The organism is Paenibacillus ottowii, from assembly GCF_050516475.1.
Classification (GTDB): Bacteria; Bacillota; Bacilli; order Paenibacillales; family Paenibacillaceae; genus Paenibacillus; species Paenibacillus ottowii.
Genome location: NZ_CP191577.1, coordinates 5,259,408 through 5,286,379, shown reverse-complemented (window position 1 = coordinate 5,286,379; position 26,972 = coordinate 5,259,408). Strand labels below are relative to the sequence as shown.

Genomic DNA, 26,972 nt, shown 5'->3' with positions numbered 1-26,972 from the left:
TGAAGTAATTGGGGAAGAAATTTTTCCGTATCTTGGTACTGCCATTCACTAAACGGACTGGTATATTTGCGTTTATGGGAGGATTTCACGGAATGTCGCTGGGGAGTCTGGCTGTTACCAGCAACATTCAGAAAAGATCTTCCTCCGGCATAGCATTATCCGATGTTACCTTTTTCCCATACTCCGAGAGTCCAATTGACTCATTCGATACTATTGAATACATGGAAGCCGTTCTAAACGACGGTCACTCGGGAATCGAAAAACCGGCGGCTATTATATTTGAAACCATTCAGGCGGAAGGCGGCGTAAATATAGCTTCACCCGAATGGATGCTCAGGCTGAGGGAACTTAGCGACAGACACGGTATTCTACTGATTTGCGATGACATTCAGGTTGGCTGCGGACGCACCGGACCGTTCTTTTCATTTGAACGTGCCGGGATGATCCCTGATATTGTACTGCTTTCCAAGTCAATCAGCGGGTATGGCCTTCCCATGTCTATTCTGCTGATGAAACCGGAACTTGATGTCTGGAAGCCTGGTGAGCATAACGGTACGTTCCGGGGAAACCAGCTTGCTTTCATTGGAGCTACAGCTGCGTTGGAATATTGGGAAATGAATAATTTGGAACAGTCTGTGAAATATAAGGAAGCATTTGTAAGAGAATATTTAACCAAGCAGATTTTGTCATTACATAAGGGCCTGACCATTCGGGGTGCAGGTTTGATTTGGGGTATTGATTTTTCCAATGTGGAGGATGAGCGAATCACGCAAAAAGTAGTAGAGGAATGTTACCAAAACGGTTTAATCATCGAAAGCGCAGGAAGAAAAGACAGTGTTATAAAACTTATGCCTCCGTTAACCATCGAGCTTGAACTTTTGCAGCAGGGTTGTTCAATTATCAGACAAGCTATTCAAGAGAATATAAATAAAGTATTGGAGGTCGAAAGTTATGGATAAAATCGCCATTATAGGAATAGGATGCCGTTTGCCAGGAGGAATAAGGGGGCCTGAGGAGTTCTGGGAAGCATTGACTGCGGGAAAAGATATGACTTCCGATTTACCCGAAGGCCGCTGGGATTTAGAAAAGTTTTATGATCCTGACAAATCAAAGCCAGGCAAGCATTACACCTGTCATGGTGGATTTTTAGATAAAATAGATGAGTTTGACCCTTTGTTTTTTGGTATTTCTCCAAGGGAAGCGGCCTTTCTTGATCCACAGCAAAGACTGATGCTGGAGACATCATGGGAAGCAATGGAAGATGGAGGCTTGGATCCGGCCAAGCTAGCAGGAACCAATACCGGTGTCTTTGTAGCGGGCTTCACCCTTGACTATCAAGCAATACAATTTAAAAACGAATCGGTTGAAAGTTTAGATACACATTCGGCAACGGGTATGATGATGACAATGTTGTCCAACAGGATTTCATATATATATGATTTCAGAGGTCCAAGTTTGTCTGTAGATACAGCGTGTTCGGGCTCTTTGGTTGCAACACACCTTGCATGCGGGAGTTTATTGAATAATGAATGTAATCTCGCAATAGCAGGCGGAGTAAGTGTTATAGCTACACCTGAGTATACCATAGCGGAAAGTAAGGGTGGTTTTTTATCTCCCGATGGACGGTGCAAAACTTTCGATTCCAGTGCAAACGGTTATGCAAGAGGAGAAGGAGCCGGCGTTGTGGTTTTAAAACGCCTGTCAGATGCTATCGAAGACGGAGATAGGATTTATGCCGTAATAAGTGGATCGGGTGTAAACCAGGACGGCCACACAGACGGGATTACTGTTCCAAACGGGCAGGCTCAGGAAAACTTAATGAAGGAGGTATACAAAAAGGCAGGAATATCACCTTCAGATATAACATATATTGAAGCTCACGGCACCGGCACTCCGGTTGGAGACCCTATTGAGGCTAATGCAATAGCACGAGTGGTTTCAACAGACAGGCCAAAAGATAAAAAGTGTATTGTCGGATCTGTTAAGACAAACATTGCCCACCTTGAGGCCGCTGCAGGAGTTGCCGCACTGATAAAAGCTTCACTAATCATAAAGCATAAGCAAATACCTCCACATCTGCACTTTAAGAATCCAAACCCTAAAATTCCCTTTGACGATTTATGTATACGAATTCCTCAGACCCTGGAGCCTTTGCCGCAACCCGCATTGGTTGGCATAAATTCATTCGGTTTTGGAGGAACAAATGCCCATATCCTCTTGGAGGAAGCTACAGATCTCCAAAAACAGGGTACTCCTGAAGTTAATGTAAATACCGGATGGCCATATATGATTCCCATATCTGCGCGCTCAGAAAAGGCGCTAAAAAACTATGCGCAAAAGTATGTTGATTTTATTAATGGAAGTGGAGAAAGTATTTCTTTATATGATATTGGAAGCATGATGAGCAAAAAGCGCACCCATCATGACTATAGACTAGCGGTTTCGGCATCTTCAAAGGAAGAACTTGCAGGAAACCTGGAAGCGTATATTAAAGGACAAGCACGCCAGGGGATGTCTGCGGGAAATGTTGAGGCAGGAAAGTACAATAAAGCTGTTTTTGTATATACAGGTATGGGGCCCATATGGTGGGCTATGGGCAGACAGCTCCTTGAAAAAGACCCTGTGTTTAGAAATATGATAGAAAAATGCGATAAACTTACACGTCAGTATGCTGGATGGTCTCTACTGGAGGAACTTCTCGCCGATGAGGAGAATTCACGTCTGGACCAGCCCCAGTTTGCTCAACCTGCCAATTTTGCTGTTCAGGTGGGTTTGACTGAAGTATGGAAATCCTTGGGTATTATACCCCATGCGGTGGTAGGACACAGTGTTGGAGAAGTGGCTTCTACATATGTTGCAGGAATTTACAGCCTTGAAGATGCCATGTTGGTAAGTATTCACAGAAGCCGTGCACAGCAAAAAGCAGTAAACAAGGGCACAATGCTGGCGGTAGGTTTACCAGAAAAAGAAGTTGTGGCCCTGCTGGATGAGAACATAAAAGGTGTTTCAATGGCAGCAATCAATAGCCCAAATTCGGTAACTTTGTCAGGTGATCCTGATGCCCTTGAGCAGATCCAAAAACAGTTGCAGGATAAGGGGGTTTTTGCGCGGCTTTTAAAGGTCAATGTAGCGTATCACAGTTACCAAATGGAACCATATGAGCAGGAGCTATTGGAGGCATTAAAAGGAATAAAGTCCCAGCCTGCCGGGATACCGATATATTCCACGGTTACAGGGAAAATGCTGACGGGTACAGAGTGTGATGGACATTACTGGTATAAAAATGTAAGAGAGCCGGTACGTTTTGAAGCAGCAATGTATGAAATGATTTCGTTGAATTATAACTTATTTATTGAGGTGGGCCCTCACCCTGTTTTAGCAGCTTCTATTTCTGATTGTCTGTCAGCTAAAAACGTTGAAGGTAAGAAGTTGTTCTCTATAAAAAGAAATGAAAACGAACAGGTTTCAATACTGGAGAACTTAGGGAATCTATATGCACTGGGATACCCTATAGATTGGAACAAGATTTACCGGTACCAAGGTGAGTTTGTAAGTCTCCCTCTTTATCCATGGCAATGGGATAAATACTGGATGGAAACGCAGGAATCAAGTGAATTTAGGCAGGGAAAAAATAAGCACAAGTTTTTAGGACGCCGTTTGAAAACTTCCAGCCCTATATGGGAGATTGAACTTAATACTACCTATATGACGTATCTTTCTGATCATAAAATACAAGGTATAGAAGTTTTCCCCGGAGCAGGGTATGTAGAGCTGGGAATGGCTTGTGCCAGAAGCTATTTTGGAGAGGGTTTTTATACAGTTGAAGATATAAAGTTTGAAAATGCTTTATTTTTAAATCAAGGAGTATCACCTGTGGTGCAGGTGGTTTTGGATCCAAAAACCGCAAAATTCGAGATTTCAAGCAGGATACCGGGACAAGATAAGACTTGGACATGCAATGCATCCGGCACAATAAGAAAACGGCAAAACATAAAGATCACTGCTAAAGATGAGTTGATTCAAATACTTGGCAATTGTACCAAAGAATACGGAAAAGAAGTATGTTATAAAACCTTCTATCAAATGGGTTTCCATTATGGTCCTTATTTCCAAGGTATAGACAAGATATGGAAAGGTGATAACGAAGCTCTTGGCAGGATCGAGATCCCTAAAATACTGGAGATTGATAGCTCTATCTACGGTCTTCACCCGGCGGTATTGGACGCCTGTTTCCAGGTTACCATTGCGGCAGTTGCACCACTTAATGAAGATGAAAATAACGAAGGCCAATCATTCCTACCTGTAGGAATAGACAGGGTGCAGCTTTATGGAAGGCCGGAGCCTGTCATGCTTTGTCATACGCAGATGGTAGATAGGAAAGATAATAATTTGAACGCCAACATCCGTCTATATAGTGAGGATGGAAATCTAATCGCCGAAATACTGGGCATAAGAACTAAGGAACTTGGAAATAGTGGAGGGTCTGATGCTGGAAGAGTTAAGGATTATCTTTATGAGATAAACTGGGAGCTTCTAAAAAGTGAAGAAGTTGATACCCGCACAGCTGCTGCTAACTCTGGAGCATGGCTTATTTTTGTGGATCATAAAGCAGCAGGAAAAGAACTGGCAAATCTCCTTGAAAAAAGGGGAGAAGAATGCTTTATGGTATATCCTGGTGAGAATTTTGGTTGGCAGTATGAAGAGCGTGAGATATATATAAACCCTCGAAGCATTGAGGATCTTAGAGCGTTGTTTGATGAATTCTCAAAAATTAAAACGAAGCTAACAGGTATTGTATATATGTGGAGCCTCAATATCCTTGAGATCCAGGAAGTTAGCAATACAGCTATAGAAAAAGCTTGTTTTGAAAACCTGTTTGTATTAAAACACCTGGTACAAGCAACCACAAATCTGGGGTTAAATTTTAAGCTGTGGGTTATTACAAGAGGAGCCCAAATGATCAACAGGGCTACTCCAAATTCTGCATTCTTACAGTCGTTGGTATGGGGCCTTGGCACCGTCATAGGTTACCATGAGTTGCCTTCAAATTGGGGAGGCCTTGTAGACCTTGACATAGAGGCCAATGCGGGTGAAATGGAAATGCTGTTAAAAGAAGTCTTAGGTAATGGAGAGAACCAAATTGCTTTCCGTAATGGGAATAGACTTGCAGCAAGAATCGATAAACTGCGGATTGATATGCAGCATCAAGTACCCGTACATCTTCGCCCCGATGGAAGTTATGTTATTACAGGTGCTTTTGGTGGCATAGGTATGATTACAGCCCAGTGGATGGTTGCCAAGGGAGTAAGACATCTGGTACTGCTTGGACGCGGAGAATTTCCAAAACGTTCTGAATGGAACAATGTAGAGCCAGGCAGCAGCCTTGCAGAGAGGATTGAGTTTGTTCGTAAGCTGGAGTCCCAGGGGGCAACAGTATATATTGGATCAGTGGATGTAACTGATGAGGAAAAGCTTGCTGGATTTTTTAAAGATTTTGATAAGGAAGAAAGACCTCCTATTCGAGGTGTTGTACATTCTGCTGGTATTACGGATGATCAATTTCTTGAGGTTAGTAAAGATGAGACTTTTTATAGGGTCCTTTCGCCTAAGGTAAATGGTGCATGGAACCTTCACCGTATGACAGAGGGACGGCCTATTGACTTCTTTATTTTATTTTCTTCAGTTGCTTCTGTATTTGGTTCACCAGGCCAGGGAGCATATGCAACTGGGAATGCCTTTTTGGACTCACTTGCACATTACCGTTTATCGAGAGGACTTCCTGCACTGAGTATCAATTGGGGACCATGGTCAGAGGTTGGAATGGCTGCAAGGTTTATGGAACGTGATCCGGAGTATTATATACAAAAATCCATAGAATCTGTAACGGTAGAAAAGGGAATTAGGGCTATGGAGCACCTTGTTGGAGAAGCTGTTGCACAGTCTGTGGTTCTACCTATACTCTCGTGGCAAACGTTTGGGGAAAAATGGTTCTCACCCATGAGTTCTCCACATGTGCTTAAAACTCTTTTGCAAGATGAGTCAGGACAACAAGAGAATATAAATAAATCAAAGGTGGATGTTGATATCCTGGAGGATATTATTTCATCTCCAATACAGAGCAGGCAGAATATCGTTGAAATGCATATTAAAACAATAGTAGCGAAGGTTTTGCGTTATAATCCTGAGGATCTAAGTACCAAACAACCACTAACTGTTTTTGGGATGGATTCATTAATGGCCACCGAAATAAAAAACAGGATGGAGGTTGCCTTTAAAACACCTGTTTCCATAGTAGAACTTCTTAAGGGTTCCAGCATATACGATCTTTCCGAGCGAATGATATCAAAGCTATACGAATCGGGAAAGATTTCAGAACAGGATTCCCTAAATATGGGTAAGGCTGAGCTTGAAAGAATACCTAAAGTTTCTGAAAAAGAGTACTATGAAACCTCATCTGCACAAAAGATGATGTATATCATTAATAATCTTGAGGGTAACAACATTGGGTATAACATACCTGTGGGAATTTTATTTGAAGGTGGGATTGAAAGGGTTGCCCTTGGGGAAGCATTAAAAACATTGATACAAAGGCATGAAGCATTTAGGACATCCTTTGAGATGATTGATGGGGAGCTTGTGCAAAGGATACAAGATGAAGTTGATTTTACTATAGAATATTTTGAGTCTGAGGAAGACGGAGTAGAGAAAATAATCGATGAATTTGTAAGACCGTTCGATTTAAGCAAAGCACCCTTAATAAGAGTAGGTCTTATAGAAATCCATGCTAGCAGGCAAATACTTTTGCTTGATGTACATCATATAGTCTCGGATGGAACTTCAATAATCAGGACTTTTGATGAAATAGTTTCTATATTAAGTGGTGAAAGCCTTCCGGCAATGGAGGTGCAATATAAGGATTTTGCCCAGTGGCAGAATGGCTTGTTTAGCACTGAGGTTTACAAAAAGCAGGAAGAATACTGGCTTAATAGGTTCAAGGGTGAAATTCCTATCCTTGATATGCCTACAGATTATCCTAGGCCTGTCCTTCAAAGCTTTGAAGGAAATAGGTTGCTATTTGATTTAGACAGTCATTTGATGGATAAATTAAATGTACTTTCCTCCCAAACAGGAGCCACCGTGTATATGATACTTCTTGCGGCATTAAATACACTAATGTATAAATACTCAGGACAGGAAGACATAATTATTGGTACTCCTATAGCGGCAAGAACTCATTTTGATACTGAAAGAATACTGGGGATGTTTATAAATACCCTGGCATTAAGGAATTTCCCAGAGGGAAATAAGGCCTTTACTGAGTTCTTGGAAGAAGTAAAAGAAAGCTCCTTAGAAGCATATGAAAATCAGGAATACAGGTTTGATCAGTTTGTGACAAAACTTAACGTAAAGAGAGATTCAAGCAGAAATCCTTTATTTACTGTTATGTTTAATATTGTTCCTTCTGATGAGCATATTATGGAACATCGTGGTGAATTAAAGTATTCCAAATATCCGGTTGAAAGTAAAACATCAAAATTTGACCTAACATTCCAGTTGATACCAGATGGTCATAATATAATATTATGGATGGAATATGCTACACGTCTGTTTAAGAAGGAGACGGTAGAAAGGCTTGTTCAGCATTACTTTAATATCCTTGAAGAGATAACCTCAAACCCTGAAAAAAAACTATCAGAAATCAATATGTTATCCCAAGAAGAAAAGGAGCGAATAATATACGGCTTTAACGATACGAAGGTTGAATTTGAACATCACCTGACGGTACACCACCTGTTTGAGCAGCAGACGAAAGTACGTCCAGACAATATAGCAGTAGCGTATGAAGGCCGTAGATTTACATATGGCCAGATCAACCAAAGGGCAAACAGGATAGCAAGGTACATGCTAAAGGCTGGCACTGGTAGAGAAGAAGCCGTAGTTGTCATGCTGGAGAGGGGACCCTTATTTGTAGAATCGGTACTTGGTATATGGAAAGCAGGGGGGGCTTACATACCTGTAAATCCAAAATACCCTACACAAAGGGTGCTTGATATATTTAAGGAATCTAAAGCTGCCTATGTGTTGACCTTATCAGATTATGTGACCCAGCAGCTTAGTGAGAACTATAAAGGCCGAATTATATACCTTGACCAGTGTGAAAAAGAGATTGAGGCTGAAAGTGGCGAAAACCTAGATCTAGATATAGACATAAATAGTTTGGCCTATGTTATATATACATCTGGTTCAACTGGTGTACCAAAGGGAGCTATGATAGAGCATCTTGGCATGATAAACCACATCCATGCGGAAATAAAGGAACTTTGTATAACTAACAACAGCATAATATCCCAGAACTCGCCTCAATACTTTGATGTATCTGTATGGCAGTTCTTTGCAGCCCTAACCATAGGAGCTCAAATTATCATCTATCCAGATGAAATAGTAAAGGATGTTGCAAGGTTTACGAATCGGATCATAGAAGATGGCATAACGGTCCTTGAGATGGTACCTTCATACCTTGCTTTAATGCTTGAGTATGTGGAAAATACAGGGAATAAACTGGAAAAACTTCATTACTTGCTGATAACGGGAGAAACCGTAAAATCCGGCATAGTAAGGAAATGGTTTGACCTATGTCCAAATACTAAAGTAGTTAATGCCTACGGACCTGCAGAGGCAGCGGACGATATTACTCTATATACTATGGAAGCTGCTCATGAAGGAGAGAACATTCCTGTAGGCAAGCCTATACAAAATATGAATCTATATATAACAGATAAAAACATGAACCTGTGCCCTATCGGAGTAAAAGGAGAGATCTGCGTCTCTGGAACAGGTGTAGGAAGGGGTTATTTAAATGACCCTGAAAAAACAGCCCATGTATTCCTTGAAGATCCTTTCAGAGAAGAAAAGGGGATAAGGCTGTACAAAACAGGAGACCTGGGAAGATGGCTGCCTGACGGGAATATCGAATTCCTGGGCAGAATAGACCATCAGGTTAAGATCCGCGGATACCGAATAGAGCTTGGAGAAATAGAAGCTCAGCTTCTAAAACATTCTTCAATAAAAGAAGTTGTGGCAGCAACAAGGGAAGACCCCCAAGGGAACAAGTACATCTGTGCATATATAGTTGGAGAAAGTGAATTGACAATACCGGAATTAAGGGAGTATCTCTCCAAAGATCTGCCAGACTACATGATCCCTTCATATTTTGTACAGTTGGAAAAACTGCCTTTATCAGCGAATGGCAAGGTAGATAGAAATGCCCTGCCTGCCCCTGATGGAAATATTAATACAGGGGTAGACTATGCTGCACCATTCGGTGAAATTGAGGAGAAGCTTGTACTGATATGGAGCCAAATCCTTGGAGTCCAGAAGATTGGAGTAAATGATAACTTCTTTGAATTAGGAGGAGACTCATTAAAGGCAACCAATCTTGTATCAAGGGTTCATAAAGAATTTGACATAGAATTTGCATTAAAAGAAGTGTTTATGGGTCCTACAATTTCGGCAATAGCAAAAAGTATTAAAAATAGACTTAACGATACAGTGGAAATCGAAGAAATTTTAAGCATGATTGAAAATCTATAAATAGGAATTAAAAGAGATGAAATAGAGAAGAGGGACGAAGTTATGGATAATTTGATGAAAAGAATAGAATCTCTTTCTCCAGAAAAAAGAAAGCTATTTGAGACGATGCTAAAAGAAAAAGGAAAAGATGTTTCAAAATATACGCCAAATGCCTTTTCTGGAATACCTTCTGCCAGAGAGCAGGAATTTTACCCTATGTCATCTGCCCAGAAAAGGCTGTATATACTAAACGAGCTTGAAGGAGCAGGTACTGCATATAACATGCCAGGCGTCGTACTGCTGGAAGGAAACATTGATGCAGTACGCTTCGAACAGGCATTCAAGGAGCTAGTAAAAAGACATGAGGCTCTGCGCACATCATTTCATATGGTTGAGGGTGAACCAGTACAAAAGGTTCATGATTACGTGGATTTCAGTATTACGTACCTGGAACTGGATGAAGAAAAAGCAGCAGAAATAGTCAAAGAATTCATAACGCCCTTTGATCTTAGCCAAGTTCCATTACTGAGAGTAGGACTTGTAAAAACGAACGAAGACAGGCGTGTTATGATGTTTGACATGCACCACATAGTATCAGATGGTATATCAGTCAATATACTTATGAGTGAGTTTTTGGATTTGTACCAAGGGAAGACCCTTTTGCCACTACGGATACAGTACAAGGATTTTTCTGTATGGCAGAAGGAGATGTTTGCCGGAGACTCAATAAAGAAGCAGGAAGAATACTGGCTCCAGACATTTAAGGGTGATATACCGGTACTGGATATGCCTACTGACTATCCAAGACCGGCGGTACAAAGTTTTGAAGGAGATGCTGTAAGCTTTGAAATAAACCCTGAACTTTCAGTCAAACTAAATAAGCTTGCAACAGATAATGGAGCTACCTTATACATGGTACTGATGGCTGCATATAACGTACTCCTGTCCAGATACACTGGACAGGAAGACATCATAGTTGGAAGTCCTGTAGCCGGAAGGCCCCATGCTGACCTGCAGGGTATCATTGGTATGTTTATAAATACCTTGGCCATAAGGAACTATCCTGAGGGAGAAAAGACCTTCGTCCAATTCTTGCAGGAAGTAAGGGAAAATGCGTTTTTGGCTTTTGAAAATCAGAACTACCAGTTTGAAGAACTTGTAGAAAAACTTAATCTCATGAGGGACATGAGCAGGAATCCTCTTTTTGACACTATGTTTGCACTGCGCACTTCAAACAAGACAGAATTTGCAGCATCGGGTATAAACTTCAAACAATACAACAACTGGCTGGAAGGCAGAAAGGCAAAATTTGACCTTATGCTTGAAGTGGTAGAGGGTCAAGAAGGTATAACATTTAACCTTGAATATTGTACCAGGCTGTTTAAGAAGGAGACAATAAAAAGGTTTGGAACCCATTACATTTCCGTTCTTGAAGAGATAACGGCATGCCCTGAAAAAAGGTTGTGGGAAATTGATGTACTGTTACAGGAAGAAAAACAGCAAATCCTATATACCTTTAACGCTACAGAGGCACAGTATCCTAAAAACAAGACTATCCATCAGCTTTTTGAAGAGCAGGCAGAGAAGAACCCTGATCATGTAGCTGTGGTATTTGAGGGTAAAAAGCTTACATATAGTGAACTCAATAAAAAATCAAATGGGTTGGCCCATGTATTAAGGGCTAAAGGAGTCAAACCGGACAGTATCGTAGGTATTCTGGCAGAACGCTCACTTGAGATGATAGTAGCAATCCTAGGGGTATTAAAAGCAGGAGGGGCATATCTTCCCATAGATCCAGATTATCCTGAGGAAAGAATAAGTCATATGCTGGAAGACAGCCGGGCAGTGATCCTGTTGACCCAATCACATTTTATAGACAAATATACATCAATAGGTACAGTAATAAATTTAGAAGATGAGCAGGAATATTCAGATGAACAATATAACTTATCGGAGGTAAATAAACCTTCCGATCTAGCTTACTTAATATATACCTCAGGCTCTACAGGTAAACCCAAAGGGGCAATGATAGAGCATAGAAACATAGTAAGGCTGTTATTTAACAGTAAAATGCAGTTTGATTTTAACGAAAATGATGTATGGACTATGTTTCATTCTATGAGTTTCGATTTTTCCGTATGGGAGATGTACGGGGCGTTGTTATATGGGGGCAGATTGGTGGTAGTTCCTAAAATGACAGCACGCAGCAATGTAGAGTATCTGAGACTTCTAAGGAATGAGAAGGTGACCGTATTAAATCAGACACCTTCAGCCTTCTATAATATAGCCAATGAAGAAGTATCATATGAAGAAAAAGAACTTAAGATAAGATATGTCATATTCGGAGGGGAAGCATTAAAGCCTGCATTGTTGAAGGAATGGAGAAAGAAGTACCCGCAGACTAGACTCATCAATATGTATGGAATAACCGAGACAACAGTGCATGTCACATATAAAGAGATAGAAGAGGAAGAAATTAGATCTAATGTGAGCAGCATAGGAAGGCCTATACCAACCCTTACAACATATGTAATGGATAAGAACATGAAAGTTGTTCCCATTGGAGTAGCCGGAGAGCTTTGTGTAGGAGGAGACGGAGTTTGCAGAGGATATCTTGGAAGACCGGAGCTTACAAAGGAAAAGTTCGTTCAAAATCCGTACAAGCCGGAAGAGAGGTTATATAGATCTGGAGACCTGGTCCGGTTATTATCTGATGGAGAAATGGAATACCTGGGTAGAATAGACCACCAGGTAAAGATAAGAGGCTTTAGGATAGAGCTTGGTGAAATAGAAGCACAACTGCTAAAGCATCCTTCAATTGAGGAATCTTTGGTGATTGCAAAGGAAGACCATCAGGGCAGTAAATACCTGTGTGCATATATAGCGGGAGAAAATGAGCTGACAATATCAGAACTAAGGGAGCATCTCTTAAAAGAACTGCCCGAATACATGGTACCATCATACTTTGTGCAGCTTGAAAAAATGCCATTGACAGCTAATGGCAAGATAGACAGGAAGGCATTGCCTGAACCCGAAGGTAATATAAATACGGGAATAGAGTATGAAGCGCCTATAGGCGAATTTGAAGAGAAGCTTGCACTGATTTGGCAAGACATCCTTGGAATTAAGAAGATAGGAAGAAATGACAACTTCTTTATGTTAGGTGGACACTCTTTAAAGGCTACAAGCCTTGTAGCGAGAATTCACAAAGAGTTCAATTTAGACATGCCTCTTAAGGAAATATTTAAGGCTCCAATTATAGCGGAAATAGCAAGGTATATGAAGGAAGCAAAGGAGAGTATATATCAATCCATCCAAACTGCTAAAGAGATGGAATACTACCCTATGTCATCAGCCCAAAGAAGGCTGTATATATTAAATCAGTTTGAAGGAGCAGGGACAGCATACAATATGCCAGGCAGCTTGCTGGTTGAAGGCAGTATTGATCTGGAGCTTTTTCAGAAGACCTTCCAACAGCTTATAAATAGGCATGAGACCCTTCGAACATCTTTCCATTTCATAGAGGGTGAACCCGTCCAGAAGATCATTGATCCTGTGGGTTTTAGTGTAGTGTATCTAGAATCTGACGAAGAAAAAGTGGGGGAAATCGTAAAAGAATTTATAAAGCCGTTTGATCTTGGAATTGCTCCGCTGCTAAGAGTAGGCCTTGTGAAAACGGGAAAAGACAAGCATGTCATGATGTTTGACATGCACCATATCATATCTGACGGTACGTCCATGGATATACTGGTACATGAGTTCATGGATATGTATGGAGGAAATAACCCTTCTTCCCTCCGTATACAGTACAAGGACTATTCTGTTTGGCAGAAGGAACTATTTGCTGGGGACAAAATAAAGAAGCAGGAGGAATACTGGCTCCAGGAATTTAATGGAGAAATTCCTGTGCTGAATATGCCAGTAGATTACCAAAGGCCTGCGGTTCAAAGCTTTGACGGAGGTTTTATCCGTTTTGAAGCAGGCAGTGAGCTTACGGGAAAACTTATTAAGCTTGCAAGGGATAATGGGGCTACTCTTTACATGACATTGCTTGCTTCATACAACATACTGCTGTCTAAGTATACGGGGCAGGAAGATATTATAGTGGGAAGCCCTATAGCTGGAAGACCTCATACAGATTTACAAGACATAATAGGTATGTTTGTAAATACTTTAGCCATGAGGAACTATCCCCAGGGAGAAAAGACCTTTGCTGAGTTTCTAAAGGAAGTAAGGGAAAACTCTATAAGGGCTTATGAAAATCAGGACTACCAGTTTGAAGAACTGGTGGAAAAGCTTAATGTAAAGAGGGATATGAGCAGGAATCCTCTTTTTGATACTATGTTTGTATTGCAAAATACCGGCTCATCAGAATTGAAGATAGATAGGCTTAAGTTTATACCCTATACAAATGAATTTAGAATATCCAAATTTGACTTGACATTAAATGCTCGGGAAACCCAGGAAGGTATTGCATTTGATTTGGAATATGCCACAAGGCTGTTCAAGAAAGAGACTGTAGAAAGGTTTGCAGCCCATTACCTTAATGTTCTGGAAGAGATAACGGTTTATCCTGGAAAAAGGTTGTCAGAAATTGATATGCTTTCACAGGAAGAAAAGCAGAAAATACTATATGACTTTAACGATACAAAGGTCCGGTATCCTAAGGATAAGACTATACATCAACTGTTTGAAGAGCAGGTAGAAAAGACACCCAATAATATTGCTGTAGTGTTTGAAGATAAACAGCTGACTTATAAGGAAGTAAACGAAAAGGCAAACCAGCTGGCCAGAAAATTAAGAGAAAAGGGAATAAAACCTGATAGTGTAGTGGGAATTATGGTAGAACGTTCCCCGGAAATGATCATAGGGATCATGGCTGTCCTAAAAGCTGGGGGGGCTTATTTACCCATAGCTCCTGAATACCCTGAAGACAGGATCCAGTTTATGCTTGATGACAGTGGTAGCCAAATTATTCTGATACAGGATAAATTTATAAATGCTAAAGGTAGTTACAGAAATGCTGAATTTATTAGCATAGAAAATCAGGAACTATTTACTGGGGATGTATCAAATCCAAAGTTAATTAGTAAACCTGAAAACTTGGCTTATGTAATATATACATCCGGTTCTACCGGCAAACCCAAAGGGGTAATGATAGAGAACTACTCCGTAATCAACCGGATCAACTGGATGCAGAAGCAATACCCGATAGCTGAAGGTGATGTGATCCTGCAGAAAACTCCCTATACCTTTGACGTATCGGTATGGGAATTATTGTGGTGGAGCTTTACTGGGGCCAAAGTCTGCCTGCTGATACCGGGAGGAGAAAAAAATCCGGAAGAAATCGTGAAGGCAATCGAAAAAAATAAAGTTACCACAATGCACTTTGTACCATCCATGTTGAGTGTATTTTTAGAGTATGTAGAGGAAAAGGGGATAATAGAGGAAATAGCAAGCTTAAAGCAGGTATTTGCCAGTGGAGAAGCACTGAACCTGAAGCAAGTAGAAAAGTTCAACAAGCTGCTGTACAAAGAAAAAGGAACAAGCCTGCATAACCTGTACGGACCAACAGAAGCAACAGTAGATGTATCCTACTTTGGCTGCTCCACGGAAGAAGAATTGGAGCTTGTACCTATAGGAAAGCCCATAGATAACATTAAGTTGTATGTTGTGAGTAAGGAAAAGGGCCTGCAGCCGATAGGAGTAGCGGGAGAACTATGCATAGCAGGGGATGGACTGGCAAGAGGGTACTTGAACAGACCGGAACTTACAGAAGAAAAATTCGCAGCAAACCCATTCGCACCGGGTGAAAGGATGTACAGGACAGGTGACCTGGCAAGGTGGCTGCCTGACGGCAACCTAGAATATCTGGGCAGGATCGACCATCAGGTAAAGATAAGAGGCTACAGAATAGAACTGGGTGAAATAGAGAACCGGTTATTAAAGCATGAAGCAATAAAAGAAGCAGTGGTATTGGACAAAGAAGGAGCTGACGGAAATAAGTATCTTTGTGCGTACGTCGTACCGGATCAAGAAATAACCGTACAGGGGATGAGGGAACACTTGTCAAAAGAGCTCCCGGACTACATGATCCCTTCCTACTTTGTGCGGATGGAAAAGCTGCCATTGACCCCTAATGGAAAAATAGACAGGAAAGCATTGCCTGTGCTCGATAGCAATGTTAATACCGGCGTAGAATACGTAGTACCTTCGGGAGAAATAGAGGAGAAACTTGCGCTGTTGTGGCGGGATATCCTTGGAATAGAGAAGGTAGGAAGAAATGATAACTTTTTTATGCTTGGGGGACACTCGTTAAAGGCAACAAGCCTTGTAGCAAGAATTCACAAAGAGTTCAATATAGACATACCTCTTAAGGAAATATTCAAGACACCAACCATCTTAGAAATTGCCAGATATATTAAAGACTCAAAGGAGAGCCTATATCAGTCAATCCAACCGGCAGGAGAAATGGAATACTACCCTATGTCATCTGCACAAAGAAGGCTGTATATACTAAACCAGCTTGAAGGGGCAGGGACAGCATACAACATGCCTGGTATTATGCTGCTGGAAGGAAGCATTGATACAGCGCGTTTCCAGGAAGTCTTCAGGCAGTTGGTAAAAAGGCATGAGACTCTTAGAACATCGTTCCACATGATCGATGGTAACCCGGTCCAGAAGGTTCATGACCATGTGGAATTCAGCGTGATGTACTTTGAAACTAACGAAGAAAAAGCCGCAGAGTATGCTGGGGAATTTGCCAGACCTTTTGATCTTGGCAAGGCTCCTCTGCTAAGGGTAGAGCTTGTAAAAACGGGAGAAGACAGGCATCTTATGATGTTTGATATGCATCACATTATATCCGATGGTGTCTCCATGGACATACTGATTCGTGAGTTTATGGATCTTTATGAAGGAAACAACCCTCCAGCACTTCGGATACAGTACAAGGACTACGCTGTATGGCAGAATAAACTGTTTGATGAGGGCGGAATTAGCAGCCAGGAGGAATACTGGCTCCAAGCATTCCAGGGAGAAATACCTGTACTGAATATGCCGCTAGACTATCCAAGGCCTGTAATACAAAGCTTTGAAGGGGATTTTTTTAGCTTTGAAGCAGGCAGTGAGCTTACGAATAAATTAAACAAGCTTGCAAGGGATAATGGGGCTACGCTTTACATGACACTGCTCGCGGCATACAACATATTGCTGTCTAAGCACACCGGACAGGAAGACATAATCGTTGGAAGCCCTATAGCCGGAAGGCCACATTCAGACCTGCAGGATATCCTTGGTATGTTTGTAAATACCTTGGCTATGAGAAATTACCCCAAGGGAGATAGTACCTTTGTAGAATTCTTGAATGAAGTAAGAGAAAACGCTCTAAGGGCTTATGACAATCAGGATTACCAATTTGAAGAACTGGTTGAGAAGCTTAACTTGAAGAGGGACATGAGCAGAAACCCACTGTTTGATACTATGTTTACCATGCAAAATGCCTCTAAGGTAGAATTTGCAGTACCTGGTATAAGCTTCAGACCTTTTAATAACGGGCTAGAGTATAGAATATCAAAATTTGACCTATCCATTGATGCAATAGAGCGTGAAGATGGTATGGCTTTTAGCTTTGAATATTGTACTCGGCTTTTCAAAAAAGAGACTATAAAAAGGTTGGCGGCTCATTACCTTAACGTGTTGGAAGAGATAACCGCAAATCCGTTTAAAAGGTTGTCGGAAATAAATATGTTGTCCCAGGAGGAAAAACAGCAAATAATCTATGGCTTCAATGATACAAAAGTAGAATATCCTAAGGATAAGACCATACAAGAGCTATTTGAAGAACAAGTGGAAAAGACGCCTGATAACATAGCAGTAGTATTTGAAGATAAATACTTGACTTACGGAGAACTTAATGAAAAGGCCAATCAACTGGCTTGGATCTTAAGGGACAAGGGATTAAAACCTGACAGTGTAGTAGCTATAATGGTAGACCGGTCCATAGAAATGATAATAGGTGTAATTGCTGTATTTAAAGCAGGAGGCGCGTATTTACCCATAGACACCGAATATCCTGAAGAACGAATCAGATATATGATCGATGACAGCTTGGCTGGAATTATTCTTACGCAAGAACATCATAAAGAAAAAATTAAATTTGATCTTGATATTATAAGCTTTGATGACTGTGTGAATTACAACGGGAGAACAGAAAATCTTCCTGTCATTAATAAATCTTGTAATTTAGCATATGTCATTTATACATCAGGAACCACAGGAAAGCCAAAGGGGATCATGATAGAGCATAGAAGTCTTGTCAACATATCTTACGCATGGAAAAAGGAATATAGGCTTGCGGATATGGATGTAAAGCTGTTGCAAATCGCAAGTTTTTCTTTTGATGTATTTGTGGGAGATGTTTCGAGAACGCTGCTCAACGGAGGCCAAATGGTTATTTGTTCATCCGAGGAGAGATACGATCCTGCACGATTATATTCACTTATTAAAACCCATAAAATAACCATCTTTGAATCCACACCGGCACTGATTATTCCTCTTATGGATTATATCCATGATAATGCTTTGATTATTGATAGCCTCAAGTTGCTTATACTTGGATCAGATACTCTCTCTGTGGAAGATTATGAAAGATTACAATCCTGGTATGGAGAGAAACTGCGGGTTGTTAATAGCTATGGGGTTACTGAGTCCACCATAGATTCCAGTTATTACGAAAAGAGACTGGGAAGCTATTTGGAATCCGGGAGTGTACCTATCGGAAAGCCAATGCAAAATATAAAATACTACGTTGTTGACAAACACTTGAGACCTCAGCCTACAGGGGTTTTGGGTGAGTTGTGCATAGGGGGAGAAGGGCTTGCAAGGGGATATCTAAACCGGCCCGAACTGACAGCTGAAAAATTTGTACCTAACCCGTTTATACCAGGGGAAAGGATGTATCGTACAGGGGATCTGGCCAGATGGCTGTCTGATGGGAATATGGAATTTTTAGGAAGAGTAGATCATCAGGTAAAGATAAGGGGATTTAGAATAGAGCTGGGGGAAATAGAAGCACAACTGCTAAAGCACGTTTCAATAAAGGAAGCAGTGGTTATTGCAAGGGAAGATCAGAAGGGAAACAAGTATCTGTGTGCCTATGTGGCAGGGGAAAATGAATTAACAATAGCAGAACTAAGGGGACATCTCTTAAAGGACCTTCCAGACTATATGATACCATCCTATTTTATGCAGTTAAAAAAGCTGCCGCTGACTCCCAATGGCAAAATAGATAGGAAGGCATTGCCCGAACCTGACGGCAATATCGATGCTGGAATAGAGTATGTCGCACCCTTGGGTGAAGTGGAGGAGAAACTTGCGGGGTTGTGGCAGGATATCCTTAGTATAGAGAAAGTGGGAAGAAACGACAATTTCTTTGAGCTGGGGGGACATTCCTTAAGGGCAGCAAATCTTATTGCCAGGATTCACAAAGAGTTCAATGTAAACATACCGCTTAAAGAAATATTTAAGAGCCCAAATATGTCTGAAGTTGCCGAGTGCATCAAGATTGCAAAGGAGAGTGTATTTCATTCTATTGGGCCGGCTGGGGAGATGGAGTACTATCCAATTTCATCCGCCCAGAAAAGGCTGTATATTCTAAACCAGCTTGACGCAGTTGGGATGGCATACAACATGCCTGGTATTATGCTAATTGAAGGCAAACTCGATAAACTGCGCTTTGAACAGGCTTTTAGGGAGCTTGTTGACAGACATGAGTCTTTCCGTACCTCATTCCATATGATAGATGGTAAACCGGTACAAAAGGTCCATAGCAATGTGGATTTTAGTGTTATGTATATGGAAACCGATGAGGAAAGAGCTGCGAAAATAGCCAGTGAATTTATTAGGACCTTTGACCTTGATGAGGCTCCTTTACTTAGGGTTGGGCTTATAAAAGTTGGAGAAGACAGATATATTATGATGTTTGATAAGCACCATATTATATCTGACGGGGTGTCTGACGACATACTGGTAAGAGAATTTATGAGCCTGTATGAAGGTAAGGAACTTCCGGAACTTAAGATTCAGTACAAGGATTTTTCCGTATGGCAGAACAGGCTGTTTGCTGATGGGACAATTAGTAAGCAGGAAGAATACTGGCTCCAAGTATTCAAAGGAGAAATTCCTTTGCTTAATATGCCGCTAGACTACCCTAGGCCAGCTATACAGAGTTTTGAGGGAGATGTGATCAGTTTCAAAGCAGGCAAGGAGCTTGCTGTTAAACTGAACAAACTTGCAGTGAATAATGGTGCCACGCTCTACATGGTACTGTTAGCTTCATACAATGTCCTTTTATCCAAGTACACCGGACAGGAAGATATTATAGTTGGAAGTCCCGTTGCAGGAAGGCCGCATACTGATCTTCAGGACGTTATTGGTATGTTTGTAAACACGCTAGCCATGAGGAATCACCCTCAAGGTGGAAAGACTTTTGTGGACTTCCTTAATGAAGTAAGAGAAAACTCCTTAAGGGCTTACGAAAACCAAGATTACCAATTTGAAGAACTGGTAGATAAGCTTAACCTGGAAAGGGATCTGGGCAGAAATCCACTTTTCGATACTATGTTTGTACTGCAAAATATCGAGGCATCAGAAGTGAAGATGGATGGGCTAAGGTTTATGCCCTATGACAGTGAAGTAAGAATATCCAAGTTTGACTTGACTTTAAACGCTGAGGAAACAGAGGACGGTATTGCATTTGAATTGGAGTATGCTACCAGGTTGTTTAAGAAAGAGTCAGTTATAAGGCTTATTGCCCATTACCTTAATGTATTGGAAGAGGCAGCAGCCTTTCCTGAAAAAAGGCTATTAGAAATTGATATGCTGTCACAAGACGAAAAACATCAAATATTATATGAATTTAATAATACAAAAGCAGGATACCCTCGGGAAAAGACCATCCATCAGATTTTTGAGGAACAGGTGGAACGGACACCCAATAATATTGCTGTAGTGTTTGAAGATAAACAGCTGACTTATAGGGAGCTAAACGAAAAGGCAAACCAACTGGCCAGAAAATTAAGAGAAAAGGGAATAAAACCTGATAGTGTAGTGGGAATTATGGTAGAACGTTCCCCGGAAATGATCATAGGGATCATGGCTGTCCTAAAAGCTGGGGGGGCTTATTTACCCATAGCTCCTGAATACCCTGAAGACAGGATCCAGTTTATGCTTGATGACAGTGGTAGCCAAATTATTCTGATACAGGATAAATTTATAAATGCTAAAGGTAGTTACAGAAATGCTGAATTTATTAGCATAGAAAATCAGGAACTATTTACTGGGGATGTATCAAATCCAAAGTTAATTAGTAAACCTGAAAACTTGGCTTATGTAATATATACATCCGGTTCTACCGGCAAACCCAAAGGGGTAATGATAGAGAACTACTCCGTAATCAACCGGATCAACTGGATGCAGAAGCAATACCCGATAGCTGAAGGTGATGTGATCCTGCAGAAAACTCCCTATACCTTTGACGTATCGGTATGGGAATTATTGTGGTGGAGCTTTACTGGGGCCAAAGTCTGCCTGCTGATACCGGGAGGAGAAAAAAATCCGGAAGAAATCGTGAAGGCAATCGAAAAAAATAAAGTTACCACAATGCACTTTGTACCATCCATGTTGAGTGTATTTTTAGAGTATGTAGAGGAAAAGGGGATAATAGAGGAAATAGCAAGCTTAAAGCAGGTATTTGCCAGTGGAGAAGCACTGAACCTGAAGCAAGTAGAAAAGTTCAACAAGCTGCTGTACAAAGAAAAAGGAACAAGCCTGCATAACCTGTACGGACCAACAGAAGCAACAGTAGATGTATCCTACTTTGGCTGCTCCACGGAAGAAGAATTGGAGCTTGTACCTATAGGAAAGCCCATAGATAACATTAAGTTGTATGTTGTGAGTAAGGAAAAGGGCCTGCAGCCGATAGGAGTAGCGGGAGAACTATGCATAGCAGGGGATGGACTGGCAAGAGGGTACTTGAACAGACCGGAACTTACAGAAGAAAAATTCGCAGCAAACCCATTCGCACCGGGTGAAAGGATGTACAGGACAGGTGACCTGGCAAGGTGGCTGCCTGACGGCAACCTAGAATATCTGGGCAGGATCGACCATCAGGTAAAGATAAGAGGCTACAGAATAGAACTGGGTGAAATAGAGAACCGGTTATTAAAGCATGAAGCAATAAAAGAAGCAGTGGTATTGGACAAAGAAGGAGCTGACGGAAATAAGTATCTTTGTGCGTACGTCGTACCGGATCAAGAAATAACCGTACAGGGGATGAGGGAACACTTGTCAAAAGAGCTCCCGGACTACATGATCCCTTCTTACTTTATGCAGATGGAAAAGCTGCCATTGACCCCTAATGGAAAAATAGACAGGAAAGCATTGCCCGAGCCTGACGGAAGTATGAGTACGGGAACAGAATATGTAGCGCCGCGGAATGAAGTGGAAGAGAAACTGGTTGAAATATGGCAGGAAGTGCTTGGAGCAAAACAGGTAGGAATAAGGGACAACTTCTTTAAAATAGGCGGAGATTCTATACGTGCAATATCATTAGTCAGCACAATATGCAAAAAGTTGGATATAAACATCCAAATCAGGGATATATACATGAATCCTGATATTGAGAGATTGTCTGCATTCTTAAAAGTAAAAGATACGGAAGCTTTTAACAGTAAGATGGGTAAAGCAAGGGAAGAACTGGAGTTATTTAAACAGCGAATATTGATGAATGAAACTCTCTCAGAAAAGTTACCTTCGGACATGGAAGATATATATCCGATGAGTCACATAGAGCTGGGTATGATTTATCATTCCAAAAAAGACTATGAAAATGCAGTTTATCATGACCAATTTGCATTTCATCTGAATGACAAAGACTTTGATTTCCCAGCATTTAAAGAAGCGATGCTTCTAATGACGTCAAAACATGATATTTTAAGGACGGTTTTTAATTTAGAGGATTTTGAAACTCCTGTGCAAATTGTTTACAAGGGCAGTAGTCTTGATATTGAGCAGATAGATATCATGAATTTTAGCAGGACAGGGCAGGTTGAGTATATAAACAAATATTTGGAAAATGACAGAGCGAATCCGTTTGATATATCAAAGCCCCTTTGGAGGATAAGAATATTCAAACTTGACGCAAACCATATTTGTCTGGTTCTGATATTCCACCATGCTATCCTGGATGGCTGGAGTGTTGCTTCATTGATTACGGAAGTTTCAAACCTATACTCTAAGCTTAAGCAAGAAAAAGATTATATACCAACACGGCTTAAATGCAGCTATAAAGATTATATAGCAGACCAAATGACAATTAAGGACAACCAGGAAGTAATTAATTATTGGAGAGAGGAATTAAGTGAATATAAAAGGTTGAATATGCCTGCAAATATTCATGGAAAAACAAAAAAATCTTATAAAGTAGACCATGTAACACGCCATTTAAGTCAGGAATTTTTAGGTGATTTAAGAAGTACTGCCAGAAGATATGATGTAAGCTTAAAGACACTTTGCTTTGCTGCATACACTTATATGCTCAATATGCTTTCATACGAGGATGACTTTGTCGTAGGTTTGGTAGAAAATAACAGACCTGTATGCGAAGATGGAGATAAGATGCTGGGGTGCTTCTTAAATACGGTTCCCGTCAAAATGTGTTTTGATAAAATCGATATATGGGAGGAATTGATAAAAGTTGCAGAAAAGAAATTAATAAACTTAAAGCTTTATGGAAGACTGCCTTTATTTGAGATCATAAATATCCTGGGCGGAAAAGCAAACAAAGAGGAAAATCCTTTATTTGATACCATATTCAATTATGTGGATTTTCATATATATAACGAGATAATAAACAAAGAAATCGGTGATGTTAAAGATAGAATTTCAGTTGATGAATATGAAGCAACCAATACAAGTCTTGACTTTACAGTAAGTAATACATTCGATGATCTTAATATAAGCTTGATCTACTCGGACAAAGTATTGGAAAGAAAACAGGCAGAAGAGTGTATAGACTATTTTATTAATATTTTAAATATGTTTATCCATAACCCCAAAGGGTCAGTTGACAAGCTTATTATATTAAGTCATGAAGAAAGAAAGCAGTTGCTGATAGACTTTAATGATACTAAGAAAGACTATCCGCAGGACAAAACCATACATGAGCTGTTTGCTGAGCAGGTGGAAAGGACACCTGACAACATAGCTGTGGTATATGAAGACAAGCACTTGACTTACAGGGAATTGAACGGAAAGGCAAATCATTTGGCCAGAGTATTGAGGAACAAAGGGGTAAAGCCTGACCGTATTGTAGGAATTATGGCCGAACGTTCATTTGAGATGATTGTGGGGATATTTGCCATATTGAAAGCTGGAGGGGCGTATCTGCCGATAGATCCTAATTATCCTGATACAAGGATAAAGTATTTGTTGGACGATAGTGGTTCCCAGATCCTTTTGACCTCCAGGACCTTTATGGAAAATAAGCAGATTGATGCGGATATTATATATCTGGAGGAAGAATATTTAAATGAAGAGAACTCAAAGCTTGAAAATGTAAACAAACCCTCGGACCTTGCGTACGTCATTTATACATCAGGTTCGACAGGGAAGCCCAAAGGTGGAATGATTGAGCATACTAGCGTTGTAAACATAATTACAGCCCTCCAGGCCATGTATCCGCTTAAAGCGGAAGACGCTTTTCTATTTAAAACAACTTATACCTTTGACGTATCCGTAGCTGAGATATTTGGCTGGTTCCTCAACGGAGGAAAGCTTGTAATATCACGCCAAGGTGTGGAAAAGGAAGTTATGGAGTTAGTAGAGGTAATAAACAAGCATAAGATAACCCATGTAAACTTTGTACCATCAATGCTGAATATAATGGTACAGACTTTAAAAGATAATGGTATAAAACTGCCATCAACTCTCAGGTATATTTTTGCTGCTGGAGAAGCGCTGCCCAAAAAGCTTGTCCATGAGCTTTTCGATGTCTCAGAGAACACATCTCTGGAAAATATCTATGGGCCTACAGAGTCCACGATATATGCAGCGGGTTACAGTATAACAAAGAAAATAGCAGAAGAACTTATAACAGTACCTATAGGGAAAGCTTTACAGAATGTATACCTTTATATACTGGACAAGCACAACCAATTAACTCCTGTAGGAGTGGCCGGTGAACTTGTGATAGGTGGAAGCGGTCTTGCAAGGGGCTATTTGAATAGACCTGAACTGACAGCAGAAAAATTTGTACCTAACCCGTTTATTCCCGGCGAAAAAGTGTACCGCACAGGGGACTTAGTAAGGCGGCTTCCTGATGGGAACATCGAATTCATGGGCAGGATCGACCACCAGGTAAAGATAAGAGGCTTTAGAATAGAGCTTGGAGAAATTGAAGCACATCTGGTGAAGCACACTGCTATTAAGGAAGCAGTGGTTATTGCAAAGGAAGAGCAGCAAGGGAAGAAGTACCTGTGTGCATATATTGTAGGGGAAAATGAATTGACCATTTCCGAGCTAAGGGAGCATCTCTTAAACGAACTACCTGACTACATGGTACCAGCATATTTCATGCAGCTGGAACAGCTGCCATTTAATGCCAACGGTAAAATTGATCGGAAAGCATTGCCTGAACCACAGGGGAATATTAATACCGGAGTAGAGCATGTAGTTCCTAGAAACGAAAGAGAAGAAATACTGGCCAAAGTATGGGAAGACGTACTAAAAACTGAAAACATCGGGGTAAAAGATAATTTCTTCAGCCTTGGAGGAGACTCAATAAAAGCCATACAGGTAATGTCGCGTCTTAACGTCCATGGGCTAAAGCTTGAAATGCGGGACTTATTCAAACATCCTGTAATTGAGGAACTCGTCGAATATATACAATCTACAAGCCGAAGAATTCATCAAGGCCCGGTAGAAGGCATAGTACCGATAACACCTATACAAAGATGGTTGTATAAACAAGACAGCAAGGATATCCATCATTTTAATCAGGAAATAATGATATATGGGCGTAACGGATTTGAAGAAGCTATTATTCGAAAAGTATTGTCAAAGCTTGTAGAGCACCACGATATTTTTAGAACAGTGGTAAAAATAGAGGATCAAAATATACTCCAATACAACAAAAACCTTGAAGGTGAACATTTTTCATTGGAAATTGTAGACCTTAGGGACAGCTATAATTACCGGGAAAAAATAGAGCTGGAAGCGTCGAGGATTCAGAGGAGCATGGACTTGTATAACGGTCCTTTAGTTAAGGTTGGTCTGTTTAAGACTAAAGAAGGGGACCACCTGCTAATAGCTATTCACCACCTTGTAGTTGATGGGGTATCGTGGAGAATCATACTGGAAGATTTGGACATAGGATACAGACAGGCGCTAAACAATGATGAAATAAAATTCAGCAACAAGACCGACTCTTTCAAAGATTGGGCACAGAGGCTTGATGAGTATGCCAATAGCCCTGAACTATTAAAAGAAATAAATTACTGGAATAATTTGGAAAAAACTGAAACAATACCGCTTCCAAAAGACCGAGAGATTGAAGAAAGAAGGTATATGAATAACAATAGCGTCAAGATCGAGCTGAGTATTGAAGAGACTGAGAAGATGCTAAAGCGGGTAAACCATGCTTATAACACAGAAGTAAACGACATATTGCTTACCGCCTTGGGATTAGCAGTGAGGGAATGGACCGGAAATGATAAGGTTCTGATCAGTCTGGAGGGGCACGGCAGGGAGGAAATCATTAAAGACATTGACATAAGCAGGACCGTGGGATGGTTCACCACCCAGTATCCCGTGGTGTTAGATGTCAGCGGACAACTCGATATTTCCCGCATGATCAAATCGGTAAAAGAAAACATCAGGCAGATACCTAACAAAGGGATAGGTTACGGCATACTAAAATATCTTACCTTGCCGGAAAACAAAGCCGATTTAAACTTTAATCTAAACCCTGAAATAAGCTTCAATTACCTCGGTCAATTCAACCAGGATAATGTAGACAATTTATTTGGAGTGTCTGATATTCCTGCCGGAGAGTCTACAGGACCAAACTATAAAAGTGAGTATTGTATTGATATTAACGGCGGAACTGTAGAAGGCGGGAAGCTGGAATTAAACTTTAGCTACAACCAGGGCGAGTATGAGAAGAGTACTATTGAAGGGGTAGCGGTGAGTTTTAAAAAGCATTTAGTAAACATAATAACCCATTGTGCAGAAATGGACTATTCAGAAGCTACACTCAGTGATTTTACAGTAGACGATCTGAATATGGATGAGTTTGAAGACGTATTGAATAACTTCGAATAAAAAGAGTTTGTATTTAAGGA

2 protein-coding genes and 1 pseudogene are annotated in these 26,972 nt (G+C 40.7%); all 3 read left to right on the top strand.

Annotation, left to right across the window (positions count from 1 at the left end; all coding sequences use genetic code 11):
• Window positions 1–50: 50 nt before the first annotated feature.
• Window positions 51–959 (top strand): annotated as a pseudogene (locus tag ACQQ6X_RS24355) (aminotransferase class III-fold pyridoxal phosphate-dependent enzyme); the annotation flags it as partial.
• On the top strand, window positions 952–9,591 hold the full coding sequence (locus ACQQ6X_RS24350) for a non-ribosomal peptide synthetase/type I polyketide synthase (protein WP_305167942.1): 8,640 nt from the start codon (window positions 952–954) through the stop codon (window positions 9,589–9,591). The pseudogene ACQQ6X_RS24355 and the gene ACQQ6X_RS24350, both read left to right, overlap by 8 nt.
• Before the next feature lie 42 nt (window positions 9,592–9,633).
• The gene (locus ACQQ6X_RS24345; protein ID WP_430493508.1) at window positions 9,634–26,952 is read left to right on the top strand and encodes a non-ribosomal peptide synthase/polyketide synthase; all 17,319 of its coding nucleotides are present in this window, start codon (window positions 9,634–9,636) and stop codon (window positions 26,950–26,952) included.
• The last annotated feature ends 20 nt before the right edge of the window (window positions 26,953–26,972 follow it).